General features: G+C 72.6%; 10 protein-coding genes. 4 read left to right on the plus strand and 6 right to left on the minus strand.

All coding sequences use genetic code 11. The features are described from left to right. Window positions 1–109: 109 nt before the first annotated feature. On the plus strand, window positions 110–1,783 hold the full coding sequence (locus tag QBL25_RS03245; RefSeq protein WP_409055424.1) for an ABC-F family ATP-binding cassette domain-containing protein: 1,674 nt from the start codon (window positions 110–112) through the stop codon (window positions 1,781–1,783). Here the strand turns inward: QBL25_RS03245 and QBL25_RS03250 are convergent. Both QBL25_RS03250 and QBL25_RS03255 read right to left on the minus strand, forming a co-directional pair. Then, window positions 1,756–2,358 carry a response regulator gene (locus tag QBL25_RS03250; protein ID WP_409055425.1) on the minus strand — a complete coding sequence of 201 codons (603 nt, stop codon included), beginning with the start codon at window positions 2,356–2,358 and terminating at the stop codon, window positions 1,756–1,758. The two genes, QBL25_RS03245 and QBL25_RS03250, sit on opposite strands and share 28 nt — an antisense overlap. Next, a complete protein-coding gene (locus tag QBL25_RS03255; protein ID WP_409055426.1) occupies window positions 2,355–3,518 on the minus strand; it encodes a sensor histidine kinase in 1,164 nt (387 codons plus the stop codon). The genes QBL25_RS03250 and QBL25_RS03255 overlap by 4 nt, the downstream gene beginning before the upstream one ends. A gap of 268 nt (window positions 3,519–3,786) precedes the next feature. On the opposite strand from QBL25_RS03255, the gene QBL25_RS03260 reads away from it, so the two are divergent. After that, window positions 3,787–4,674, plus strand: a complete 888-nt coding sequence (locus QBL25_RS03260; protein ID WP_409055427.1) for an ABC transporter ATP-binding protein — start codon at window positions 3,787–3,789, stop codon at window positions 4,672–4,674. 61 nt (window positions 4,675–4,735) lie between these two features. Then, window positions 4,736–5,455, plus strand: coding sequence for an ABC transporter permease (locus QBL25_RS03265; RefSeq protein ID WP_409055428.1), 720 nt, complete (start codon window positions 4,736–4,738; stop codon window positions 5,453–5,455). 11 nt (window positions 5,456–5,466) lie between these two features. On the opposite strand, the gene QBL25_RS03270 is transcribed toward QBL25_RS03265, so the two are convergent. From QBL25_RS03270 to QBL25_RS03280, 3 genes are all read right to left on the minus strand, one after another. Beyond that, window positions 5,467–6,333, minus strand: coding sequence for a GNAT family N-acetyltransferase (locus QBL25_RS03270; protein ID WP_409055429.1), 867 nt, complete (start codon window positions 6,331–6,333; stop codon window positions 5,467–5,469). 91 nt (window positions 6,334–6,424) lie between these two features. Further along, window positions 6,425–7,543, minus strand: coding sequence for an ABC transporter substrate-binding protein (locus QBL25_RS03275; RefSeq protein ID WP_409055430.1), 1,119 nt, complete (start codon window positions 7,541–7,543; stop codon window positions 6,425–6,427). 538 nt (window positions 7,544–8,081) lie between these two features. Further along, on the minus strand, window positions 8,082–9,518 hold the full coding sequence (locus QBL25_RS03280) for a VCBS repeat-containing protein (protein WP_409055431.1): 1,437 nt from the start codon (window positions 9,516–9,518) through the stop codon (window positions 8,082–8,084). Between the two features lie 640 nt (window positions 9,519–10,158). Here QBL25_RS03280 and QBL25_RS03285 point away from each other — a divergent pair. Further along, window positions 10,159–11,271: a sulfite oxidase gene (locus QBL25_RS03285; RefSeq protein WP_409055432.1), complete on the plus strand. Its 1,113-nt coding sequence runs from the start codon at window positions 10,159–10,161 to the stop codon at window positions 11,269–11,271. Window positions 11,272–11,363: 92 nt separating this feature from the next. Here QBL25_RS03285 and QBL25_RS03290 read toward each other — a convergent pair whose 3' ends face one another. After that, on the minus strand, window positions 11,364–12,059 hold the full coding sequence (locus QBL25_RS03290) for a haloacid dehalogenase type II (protein ID WP_409055433.1): 696 nt from the start codon (window positions 12,057–12,059) through the stop codon (window positions 11,364–11,366). Window positions 12,060–12,264 lie beyond the last annotated feature (205 nt).

Below are 12,264 nucleotides of genomic sequence, written 5' to 3' on the forward strand. Positions count from 1 at the left end.
CCGCCCGCTGACGGCGGCGCCTTCTCCCTGTTGAATCCGCCGCCGTCCCGGTTCCCGCCGGGCGGCCGCTCTCCGGTGCCCGGCTCCACTGCGAGCTGCGGAGCATTCCTTGAACCCCACGCACCTTCCCGAAACCCTGTCCCTGCCCGTCGAGGCGGGCGGCAGCGCGCACGTCCGCGCCCAGGCTCTCACCGTCACCCGCGGGTCCCGGCGTGTCCTGGACGACGTCTCGGTCACGCTCTCCGCCCGCTCACGCATCGCCGTCGTGGGCGAGAACGGCCGGGGCAAGACGACGCTGCTGCACGTCCTCGCCGGACTGATCACACCCGATGCGGGCACCGTGCACCGCACGGGGACGATCGGCCTGGCCCGCCAGGAGCTGTCGGTGTCCGACGGGGAGACGGTCGGCACCCTCACGTCACGGGCGCTGACCGCCTCGCTCACCGCGCTGGACGAAGCGACCCTCGCCCTGGCCGAAGGCGACGGCGGCGCCGACGACCGCTATGCCGCCGCGCTCGACGCCGCCACCCGGCTCGATGCGTGGGACGCCGAGCGCCGCGTCGGCGTCGCCCTGGAGGCACTCGGCGCGTGCACCGACCGTGCTCGGCCCTTGTCGACGCTGTCGGTCGGGCAGCGTTACCGGGTCCGTCTCGCGTGCCTGCTCGGCGCGCGGCACGACGTGCTGCTCCTGGACGAACCGACCAATCACCTCGACGCCGACGGCCTCGACTTCCTGACCCGCAGGCTGCGTGAGCACGACGGCGGTCTGGCCCTGGTCAGCCATGACCGGGCCCTGTTGCGCGACGTCGCGAACCGGTTCTTGGACCTCGATCCGTCCCGCGACGGCAGACCGCGCCTGTACGCGGGCGGGTACGACGCCTGGCAGACCGCCCGGCGCCGTGAGCGGGAGCGCTGGGAGCAGGACCACGAGGAGCAGCGGGCCGAACGCCGGCGGCTGCACGACGCGGTGGCGACGGCCCGCGACCGGCTCTCCACCGGCTGGCGGCCGGACAAGGACACCGGAAAGCATCAGCGCCAGTCCCGCGCCCCCGGCGTCGTACAGGCCCTGAAGCGGCAGCAAGAGGCCCTGGAGGCGCACCGGATCGACGTGCCGCCGCCACCGCCGGTGCTGCGGTGGCCGGAGCTGGCTGTCCGGGCGGGCACTCCGCAGGTGCGGGCGCACGGCGTGGCCGTCGAGGGGCGGCTGGCGGGTCCGGTCGGCCTCACGCTGGACGGCGGTGACCGCCTCCTGGTCACCGGGCCCAACGGCGCCGGGAAGTCCACGCTGCTCGCGGTGCTCTCCGGTGCCCTGGAACCCACGCGCGGGCACGTGTGGACCGCGCGGGGCGCCCGGGTCGTGCGGGTCACCCAGGAGACCGCCCGGCAGGACCCCGGTCTCACCGCCCGCGAGGCGCACGCCGCGCACGTGGGGCGCCTGGTGGCCGGTGGGGTGATCCGGGACGCCGACGCCGTACCGCTGGGTGCGCTCGGGCTGCTGGACGCGGACGCGCTGGGCACGCCGGTCGGGCGGATGTCGCAGGGCCAGCGGCGGCGGCTCGATCTGGCGCTCGCGCTGGCCGGGCGGCCGGGCCTGATCCTGCTCGACGAGCCCACCAACCATCTGTCGGCACCGCTGGTGGACGAAATGACCGACGCGCTGCGCGGCACGGGCGCCGCCGTCGTCGTGGCGACCCACGACCGGCAGCTGCTGAAGGACCTCGCCTCCTGGCCACGGCTGGAGGTGGGCGAAATGCCCTACAGCCAGTCGTGTTCCCGCGCGTAGCGTGCCGCTTCGTGCCGGGTTCGGGTCTGGGTCTTCTGCATGGCGTTCGAGAGGTAGTTGCGGACGGTGCCTTGCGCCAGGTGGAGGCGGAGCGCGATGTCGGCGACGGAGTACCCCTCGCCGGTCACGCGCAGGACGTCGATCTCCCGGTCGGTGAGGGGGCAGTCGTCGACGACGGCGCGTGCGGAGACGTCCGGGTCGATCCACCGGCGGCCCGCGTGCAGCGTGGTGATGACCGACGTGATGTGCGCGGGTTCCGCCGCCTTGCTGACAAAGCCCTGGACGCCGAGTTTCAGGGCTTGGCGCAGCACACCGGGCCTGGCGTGGCGGGTCAGCATGAGGATCACCTGGTCCGGCCGCTCGCGGCGGATCTCCGCGACGGCGGCGAGGCCGTCCGTACCGGGCATCTCCAGGTCGATGACGAGGACGTCGGGGCGGTGGCGCACGGTGGCCTCGATCGCCGTCGCGCCGTCCTGCGCCTCGGCGAGCACGGTGATCTCCCCTTCGAGGGGCAGCAATGCCGCGAGCGCCTTGCGCAACAGGGCCTCGTCGTCGGCGAGCACCACACTGATCATCGGTTGTCCTTCCGGGCCGCGCGGGCCGGTGTCGCCGTGCCGGGCCGGGGGAACAGCGCGGCCGTGACGAAGCGCCCCTCCTTCTGCTCCACCGTCAGTTCGCCTCCGTGCTCGCCCACCCGTTCCTTGAGGGCGGCCAGTCCGCGGAGCTGCGGGGCGGGGCCCTGGGGTGCGCCGTCGTTGACGATGGAGAGGCCCGATGCCGACAGGGTGATCCGCACCCGGGTGGCGTCCGCGTGGCGCAGGATGTTGGTCGTCGTCTCGCGCAGGACCTGGCCCAGCAGCCCGTCGACGCGCTGGTCCACGTCGGCCTCGCGCTGGACGCGGACGGCGATGCCGGCGGCTTCGAAGAGGTTCTTGGCGTTCTCCAGCTCCACGGACAAGTTGAGCCGCCGCTGCGCGTAGGCGAGTTCCTTGGTCTGGGTGATGGTGTCGCTGAGCAGGGCGTGCACCTCCCGCAACTCTTCTTGTACGCGCGCGATGTCGCTGTGCAGCAGCTTCTCGGCCAGGGTCACCTTCAGTTTCACGACGTGCAGGGTGTGGCCCTGGATGTCGTGCAGGTCGCCGGCGAACCGGATGCGCTCCCGGATGACGGCCAGCTCCGCGTCACGCTCCCGTGCCTGCTCGATGACGCGGTAGAAGCGCTGGTTGACGAACATGAGGCCGGTGGCCGCCAGTGTGACGCCGGTGGGCAGCAGGACGTACAGGAGCAGCACGCGGGTGACGTCGTCCGGTGTCTCCAGCAGCTTCGCCGCGCCGACCCCGGCGATGAACGCGCTCAGCCCCAGCGTCGCCGCGAGCCGGTGGCTCGAACGCCGGGAGAGGAAGTAGGGGCCCACGATCGTGATGCCGTAGCACGCCGTCCGGCTGTCGGTCACGAGCACCCCGAGCACCCACACGGCGGCGGTGACGAGCAGGCAGGGGATCACGACGCGCGAGGTGTCGCCCGCGGTCCACCGCTCGACGACCAGCAGGCCCGCCAGCACGCCCAGGCTCAGGACGGCCGCCTCGGTCCAGCTCCGGGCGTCGACGGCCACCAGCAGCGCCCCGACCAGGGCGAGCGACGGGATGAACATGATCAGGTTGACGTTCCGCAGGCGTCCCTGCGTGGTCTGGGCGTGCTCGGGCGCCGTGCCCGCCGCTTCCGGGGCGGTCCTCACCGGTTGTCCCCGCACCACTGCCGCATCCGGTCAGGATAGGTCGCCGCGGGGCGCGGGTGCCTGGTGTGCATGGGCGGGTCTCCGGGGGCGAGCGCAGGGGGGACAGGGGCAGCCGTGGGGCCGGGTAGCGGGTACTGCCCGCAGTTTCGCCCGGCCCCGTGGGCGGCACCAGTGACACCACGTCATGGGTGTGCCCCGAGGAATGTCATGACCCGGCGGTGACGCCACGCCCCTGCCGGGCGGCCGCTTCCCGGGCTGGAATCGGGGCATGACCTCGACACCCGTCATCGACGTTGACCGGCTGAATCTCACCTACGGCGACTTCCACGCCGTGCGGGACCTGTCCTTCCAGGTGAACAAGGGGGAGCTGTACGCGCTGCTCGGCACGAACGGGGCCGGGAAGACCTCGACCCTGGAGACGATCGAAGGCCACCGTACGGCTGCCTCCGGCACTGTACGGGTCTTCGGCAAGAGCCCGCGCGACCGGCGGACGGTACGGCCCAGGATGGGCATCATGCTGCAGGAGAGCGGCTTCTCCCCGGATCTGACGGTGCGGGAGTCGGTGCGGTTGATCGGCGGCCTCTCCCGGCGCACGGACCGCGTCGAGCGCGTGCTCGGGGTCGTCGGCCTCACCCACAAGACCGGCACCAAGGTCTCCCAGCTCTCCGGCGGAGAGAAGCGGCGCCTTGACTTCGCCACCGCCGTGTACGGAAGCCCCGAGCTGATCTTCCTGGACGAGCCGACCACCGGTCTGGACATCCAGTCTCGGGACGCGCTGTGGGACGCCGTGGACAAGCTGCGCGAGGACGGCTCCACCATCGTGCTCACCACGCACTACCTCGAAGAGGCCCAGCAGCGCGCCGATCGCATCGGCCTCATGCACCAGGGCGCCTTCCACCAGGAAGGGACCGTCGCCGAGCTGACGCGGACCCTGCCGGCCGCCATCAGCTTCTTCCTTCCCGCCACCGCACCGGCCCTCCCGTTGCCCGCCACGCGCACGGGCGACGGGAAGGTCCTCGTCGAGACCTTCGGCCTGCAAAAGGACCTGCACGTGCTGCTCGACTGGGCGCACGCGAACGCGCTGGAGCTGCGCGAACTCCAGGCCGGGCCGACCCGGCTCGACGACGTCTTCCGCGCCATCGGCAGCCGCGCGTAAGCCGCACCCGCCACCCGCGGGGCTGCCCGGCGCTCCCCCGGACCGAAAGAGGACCCCCACCATGCTCTCCATCGCCCTGAGCGAGCTCACCCAGATCTTCCGGAACCGGTTGGTTCTGCTCAACAGCTTCATCATTCCCGTGGCGGTCTGCGTGTTCTTCGTCTTCAAGCACGAGACCTTCGCCGACCTGCGCAGCCTCGGCTACATCGCGGTGGTCGTGGTGTTCACCGTGGCCGCCTTCGGCCTGTACGCCACCACGGTGACCACGCTGGCCTCTCGCCGTCAGACCCTCTTCCTCAAGCGGCTGCGCTCCACCCCGGCGAGCGACGCCGACATCCTGTCCGGCCTGGTGCTGCCGGTCACCGTCCTGGCGCTGGTCCAGGTGACCGCGATCCTGGCCGTCCTGGCCGCCGTCGCGGGCCGACCGGACAACGCCCCCCTCTTGGCGGCGGCCGTCGTCTCGACGGTGGTCATGCTGCTCGCGCTGGGGCTCGCCACCGCGGGAGTGACCAACTCCCCCGAGCACGCCCAGGTGACCACGCTGCCCGTCAGCCTGGGTGCCATCGCCGTGGCCAACTGGGTGGCCATCACCGGCACCGAGGAGATGACCCTGCTCAAGCGGCTGCTCCCCGGCGGCTCGGCCACCGAACTCGTCCTCAACGCCTGGAACGGCGGCGTCCCGGTGTCCGCGTCCCTGCCTCTGCTGCTGCCCACCCTGGCCTGGGTCGCCGTCTCCGTGGCGCTGGCCTCGCGCCTGTTCCGCTGGGAGCCGCGCCGGTGAGCGGGCCCCCCTCAGGCGGCCCGGCAGCGGTCCCGGGTCTCGGGGAGCCGTCGGAAGCCGGCCGACTCGTAGGTGGCGACGGCTGCGACGTTCTCGCTCGGGGTGCACACCAGCGCGCTGGATGAGCCCATGTCCCGCAGTGCGGCGGCGGCGGCCACGGTGATGGCCTTGCCGTGGCCGCGGCCACGGTGGTCCGGGTGCACGCCCACCGGTTCGAGCAGCCCGGGCTTGCCCGCACCGGCCGACCACACCGTCACCGCCGCGACCGCCTCGCCCTGAGCGTCGTACGCGACCAGGCACCGGGCATCGGCGTACGGCAGGCCGCCGGCCATCGCGTGCCAGCGCTCGTCCGTGAACGACGGCGAGTCGAACGCGGCCCGGTGCACGGCCGTCCGCTCGTGCGCCTGCCCGGGCCCGGTCACCTCGATCCGCACCCCCGGGTCCCGCACCGGTTCCGTGAGGTCGCGGCGCAGCGGCGTCCACGGCTCGTCGGTGTGCCAGCCCGCCTCGGCCAGCAGGTCCTGGAACAGCGCCTCCATCGGCGCCTCGATGGCCGCCTTCCCCTCGGGCAGTACGCCGCGCTCCGGCCGGGTCACGTCCGCCACCAACTGCCGCGCCAGCTCCTCGTCCTGGCGGGCGTCCGGCGCGATGGTGAGCCGCAGCATTCCGGCGCCGTCCACGAGCCCGAGCGCGAGTGTCCGCCCGCCCCGGCTCCACGTACGGACCCCCGCGGCCGTCTCCTGCGCGCCGAACCGCCAGAGCCAGCCCAGGTCGCCCGGATGCACCTGGAAGGCCAAGCCCTCGGACTGCCACTCCCGCAGGACGTCCACGGCCTGGTCCAACCCGTCAACTCCGGGCTCCCTCAACACGATCGTCATGCCCTGATCACACCTCACCGCACCGGCCGGCCGCATCCGGTTTTCGACCGGCCGGGCCCGACGCGATCAGCGCCCCGCCGCTGTCTGGGTCTCAGCCGGAGGCAAGGACCCGGAAGTGGTCTGGCCGCGCCGGATCGCGGTCGACGACTTGGATCGGCGTGCGCGCCCATTGCCAGACGGTGCCGCCCGGCGTACGGGAGAACGCGATCTGCCCCCGGGTGCCGTCGACCGTCACATGCGGCCAGGCCGCGGCGATGCGCGCCCGGTCCACGCCGTGGCCGCGCAGGACCTGGGCGAGGACGGCGACCGTGTCGTAGCCCTCGAAGGCGACGAAGGAGGGCGCCGCCCCCAACTGCGCGCGCAGGACCGCCTCGACACGAGTGCCCAGAGGGCCGAGGCGCTCGGGCAGATAGCGCAGGAACGGGATCGCGGTGCCGTCGTCACCCAGCAGCGCGGCCCACGCGGCGAACTCCGGCTGTCCGGCCGGTGCGCCGAGCAGGATCTCGCCCAGGCGCTTGTCGCGCCGGACGGCCCGGACGATCGGCACGACAGGATCCGGGATGCCGGCCAGCAGCAGAAGAGCTGTCGCGCCGGTGTCGAGGAGTGCGTCGCACACGGCATCGGGAGTGAGCGCGCTCATGTCGAGTTCGCGGACGCTCCCGCCGTGCGGCGCGAGGTGCTCCCGCAGAATGCGCGTCCCCGAGGCCCAGTAGACGCTCGGCTGGGTGGCCACCGCGATGCGGTGGTGGCCCGCGCCGACGAGGAAGTCCGCGTAGGTGCGCCAGCCCCGGGACTGCGGCGGGGAAAGGCGCGCGACCCAGTCCGTCGGCTGGTCGGTGAGCGCGTCGAGAACGGAGGACGAGCACAGGTAGGGCACGTTGAGGGCGTCGGCCCGGCCGGCGGCGGACCGGGCGACGACGCTGTGGTACTCCCCCACCACGGCGGCCACCCCCAGGCCGGCCAGCTCCTCCACGGCCGCCGCGGCCTTGTGCGGATCGGCCGCCGTGTCGCGCACCAGCAGTTCCAGCGGCCTGCCTGCTATCCCGCCCGCGTCGTTGACCTCGCGCACCCCCAGTTCGAGTCCGGCGAGCAGCTGCCGGCCCGCCTCGGTCCAGCCGGGCCGCGACAGCGGAACGAGAGCGCCGATGGGAAGGGGCGCCCCGTCAGTTGGGCTCGTGACGGCGGTGGTCGGGGTGGGCGGCGTGCTCATGCTGTGGCATCTCCCGTGAGGCGGTTCGTCTGCGCAGGGTGCCAGGATCACAGAACGCCCGGGCCGGGTCGTACGCGGTCATCTCCTCGTGCCGTGATCGGCACACCCGGGTGATCATGCGTGAGGGGCGGCGGCGGACCGCCCGCTTCGACGGCACGCCGTCCCCGTCACCGGTGTCTCAGCGCCCGAGGATCTGCCCGTAGTACAGCACTCCTCGCAGCCCGGACAGCAGCCGGTGTCAGGGCCTTGGAGCCCGCCCGGCGCCGTTCGGCAGAGTCCGGACACCGCCCGTGCTCAGGATCTGGTCGTACTCCGTGCTGTTCTCGTCGCAGGCGCCGACGGTGACGTCGCCGCCCCCGTCACCGTGGTCCGCGATGGCCGGCGCCGAGCCGAACTCGTCGCTGACCTCCGACGCCCCGGGACCCCGGCGGAGTCCTGGAAGGTCGTCGCGGCCGTCCCCGTTGAGGTCGCCCGCGGCCAGCTCGATGCCGACATTGTCCGCGGCCTCGGCCGTGCCCGCGGGGGGGCAGGCGGATGCCTAGGAGTCCAGTACTTCGCCGTACTTGAGGGCTCCGTTGGGAAGCGCGAAGCCGAACGGGGTCAGCGACTTGCCCGCCGGGTACGTCTCCTCGGTGCTGCTCGGCGCGAACCAGACGCCACCCGAACGCGGCTCGCCGGCGTTCTCCCCGGGCGCGCTCACCGCGGTGTCCCGCAGTCCGTCGCGGTTGTAGTCGCCGACGGCCACCTGGGCGCCGAACCGGTCACCGGCCTCGGCCGTGCCGGGCATGTTCGCGGTGCTCTGGCTGCGGGCCAGGCCGCCGTAGAGGCCGTGCTCGGTGCCGTTCAGGGTGACGTAGCCGCCCGCGTCCTTCACCGTGCCCACGTCCTCGCCGGGCACACCCACCACCAGCTCCGGACGGCTGTCGCCGTTCAGATCACCGGCGGCCAGCGCGACGCCGAACTCGTCCCCGTCCTCGGCCGTGCCGCCGACCTCGGGGCTGGACTGCGTGAAGCACTCGTTCTCGGTGCCGAAGGGCGCGCTCTTGGAACCCTTGAGCAGGAGCACCGCGCCACCGGTGCGGTCCTCGCAGTGCGTGGTCTCCGACTCGCCGTTGGGCATGACGTTGCCGACCGCGAGGTCGTCCGTGCCGTCCCGGTCGAAGTCGGCCGTGGCGAGCGCGCTGCCGCTGTCGGCGTCGGCCCACCACTGGGCGGGCTTGGCCTGGTCGTCCCAGCGCGTGATGAAGGTCCCGGAGTCCTCCATGGCCTTCCAGCTGGTGGCGAGGTCGTCCCGGCCGTCGGCGTCGAAGTCGCCGGTGGCCAGGTCGAGCGTGCGCCCGCCCATGGGGTAGTTGCGCAGGGTGGTGGTGGTCACCGGGTCGGCGGTGAGCGGCCCGGGGCGGAAGCGGAGAGCGCCGCGCTCCTCGCCGCGCTCGTTGTACGCGAGGTCGATGTCGCCGTCACCGTCGTAGTCGCCCGCGGCGACGGTATCGCCGATGCCGCTGAACTCAGAGACGCCTCGGGCCACCGTGGTGCCCTTGATGTTCCACTCCGAGTTGTCCAGGACCGTGATGGTGCCCTCGGTCCCGATCCCGTCGGTGGCGAGCGACTCACCCGCGGCGCCGACGACCAGCTCGAAGGTGCCGTCACCGTCCACGTCGACGGGCACCACGGAGGAGCCGAAGCGGTCGCCCGCCTCGGGCGTGCCGGGGATGCCGGCCTCGGCCTGGCTGATGACACCGGTGGACTGGCTCGGGCTCTGCGGGCCGCCGTAGATCACGCTGACGTAGCCGGCCTTGGCCTTGCCGTTCACCGTGGCGTTGGGCATGCCGACCGCGATGTCCGTGTAACCGTCGCCGTTGAAGTCGAACTTCGCGGTCGTGGCGGCCGCCGCGCTCCCGGCGAGCGGCAGGGTCAGACCGGTGGCGCTCAGGGCCACGACGGCGGCGGTGGCGGTCAAGGTGCGTACACGCAAGGTGGAACTCCGTCAGTCGAAGGGGGAAATGGAGCAGAGGAAGGGCTTGCGGGGGATGTGACTCATGAGGCGTACGAAGGGTTGTGCGAAGGTGGCCAGCCGGTGAACACGGCTTGCTCGGGCCGAGTTGGCTCCGGGGTCCGCTGAAGCCGCCGATCCGCGGCACCATGATCCTCGGCGCCCTGGTCTTCGACCCTCGGCGTCGGCAGGAGCACCCCGCGACAGCCGAACAGTGACGCTGAACCTGAGGTTGAGGCTTGCGGCCAGAACTCCACGGCGGATCACTCGATGTGACCATCCCTCAGCGCCCGTACGCCCGACCCGAGCAGCTGTCCCGCCCCTCGGCACGGCAAGGGGAGCACGGCTGCGGGCGTGGCGTCGAGCACTGATTCCCGTACGCTATGGTTGATCTTGAGCTTGCGGTCGGGGAACGATCCGGCAGCGGGCCCGGCGTTGGTCGTCCAAGGAAAGACGCCCCGCTTCCTGCGGGGAAATGCAGGTGCAAGGCCTGCCCAGCGCTCCATGCGAAGCCCCGGACCAGATCCCATCGGTCCGGGGCTTTTCGCTGCCTGCCGCTCAGGCGTCCACCGGTCCAGTCATCGACCGTGCCGACCCTCGCCGCGAGGGCCACCATGGAGGCATGGAGCGGACATCCCTGGGTGACGTCAGCGCACCGGGTCGCCTCGCCGATCACGGTGAGGGCATCAGCGAGGAAGAACTGGCGCTCGCGGCGCGCAATCACGGCCTGCCGCTGGAGGCCATGCGGCACGACGTCACGCCTGCCGGGCTGCACTACGTGCTGGTCCACTACGACATCCCCGCGACCGACGAGGACACCTGGCGGCTCTCCGTGGGCGGCCGGGTCCGTACGCCCCTGGAGCTGAGCCTCGCCGAGCTGCGGGCCATGTCCGCCGTCACCCACCGGGTCACGATGGAGTGCGCGGGCAACGGCCGGGCCCGGCTGACCCCGCGCCCGGTGAGCCAGCCCTGGCTGGTGGAGGCGGTGGGAACCGCCGACTGGACGGGCGTGCCGCTGCGGGACGTGCTCGCGGCGGCGGGGGTCGGGGACGGCGCGGTCGAGGCCGTGTTCACGGGCGCGGACCATGGGGTCGAGCGAGGCGTGGAACAGGACTACCGGCGCAGTCTGCCGCTCCCGGTGGAGGCGGAGGTCCTGCTCGCGTACGCGATGAACGGCGGCCCGCTGCCGCCCCAGCACGGCCACCCGCTGCGTCTCGTGGTCCCCGGCTGGTACGGCATGGCGAGCGTCAAATGGCTGCGCCGGATCGACGTGGTCGACGCCCCGTTCACGGGCTTCCAGCAAGCCGTCGCATACCGCTACCGGCAGTCCCCCGATGACCCCGGCGAGCCCGTCACCCGCATCGCGCCGCGCGCCCTGCTGATACCGCCGGGCTTCCCGGACTTCATGTCACGGGCGCGGGTCGTGCGCCCCGGCCCGGTCGTCCTCGCCGGGCGCGCCTGGTCCGGATACGGTCCGGTCACCCGGGTCGAGGTCAGCGCCGACGACGGCCGCACCTGGACCGACGCCGAAGTCACTGCCCGCGGCCCGCACCGCTGGGGCTGGCAGTCCTGGCACACGACGTGGGACGCGACCGCGGGCCGGCACGTCCTGACCGCCCGCGCGTCCGACGCCGAGGGGCGTACGCAGCCCCTGGAACAGCCGTGGAACCGGGGAGGGTTCGGCAACAACGCCGTGCAGCGGGTTCCGGTGCTGTGCCAGGGCGGCCAGGACTGACCTCGCCACCCGCGCTGGTCCGCACTGTTCCTTGCAGCACCAGGGGGATGCCGTGCAGGCGCCGGGCAGAGCCCCCCGCCGAGCCATCGCCTTCACGCCGTCGCCAGCACGTCCGCCAGTTCCTTCAGGCTCTCCACCTGCCAGTCGAAGGAGTCCTCGCCCCTGGGCAGGTCGCCGACCGGGCGCCGGACATGGGCCGTTCGCATCCCCACCGCCTGAGCGCCCCGCAGATCCCACGCATGGGCGGCGACCATCAGCACCCGCTCGGCCGGACATCTCGCCGCGTCGATCGCGAGCCGGTAGACCTCCGGCGCGGGCTTGTAGGCCCGCACCTCTTCGCCGGAAAGCGCTTGGTGCCAGCGCAAACCCGCGTACGCGTTCAGTCGCAGCAGGGTGTTGCGGCTTGCGTGCGACAGCCCCAGTACGGGGAACCGTCCGGCCAGGAGGGCCAGTCCGGCGCCGGAGTCACCCCACGGCTTCAGGCGCTGCGACGCCGTGGCCAGCCGGCCGACGGCCGCCGCATCGCTCAGCCCGGCACGCTCGGCCACCCGCTCGGCCGCCTCCCGGTCGATGACCTGGCTGTCGGCGTACGCGCGGTCGCCCGCCGCGATGCGCCGCTGCTCATGCTCGACGTGCTCGCGCCAGAGCGCGAGCAGCGGCTCCACGGCGGCTTCGCCGGCGGACACCGCCTCGGCCAGGGCCGCTCGCAGTCCCCCGGTCTCGTCCACCATCGTGCCGAGCACGTCGAAGACGATCACCTCGATGTCGACATCATCCGCTCCGGGCATCCGCTCTCTCCTCGATCTCGGCGTCATCACGGCCATCGGGCATCACCGGAACCGGCCAAGCAACGTCACCGGTTCCACCAGTGACGAGTCTCGCCTTCCATCGCATCACCCGTCAAGGCGGTGACGCGCGTGCGAGGCGCTGCCTGGCAGGGCGGGCGGACAATTTGCCGGTCGCCCTTGATCGGCTTAATTTTGCGGCGGCACA

The organism is Streptomyces sp. SYP-A7185, from assembly GCF_046103685.1.
GTDB lineage: Bacteria > Actinomycetota > Actinomycetes > Streptomycetales > Streptomycetaceae > Streptomyces.

Coding starts and splice junctions, on each gene's coding strand:
- QBL25_RS03270 (WP_409055429.1), bottom strand. CDS start 6,333: ATGACGATCGTGTTGAGGGAGCCCGGAGTTGACGGGTTGGACCAGGCC.
- QBL25_RS03290 (WP_409055433.1), bottom strand. CDS start 12,059: ATGCCCGGAGCGGATGATGTCGACATCGAGGTGATCGTCTTCGACGTG.
- QBL25_RS03260 (WP_409055427.1), top strand. CDS start 3,787: ATGACCTCGACACCCGTCATCGACGTTGACCGGCTGAATCTCACCTAC.
- QBL25_RS03250 (WP_409055425.1), bottom strand. CDS start 2,358: ATGATCAGTGTGGTGCTCGCCGACGACGAGGCCCTGTTGCGCAAGGCG.
- QBL25_RS03265 (WP_409055428.1), top strand. CDS start 4,736: ATGCTCTCCATCGCCCTGAGCGAGCTCACCCAGATCTTCCGGAACCGG.
- QBL25_RS03285 (WP_409055432.1), top strand. CDS start 10,159: ATGGAGCGGACATCCCTGGGTGACGTCAGCGCACCGGGTCGCCTCGCC.
- QBL25_RS03275 (WP_409055430.1), bottom strand. CDS start 7,543: ATGAGCACGCCGCCCACCCCGACCACCGCCGTCACGAGCCCAACTGAC.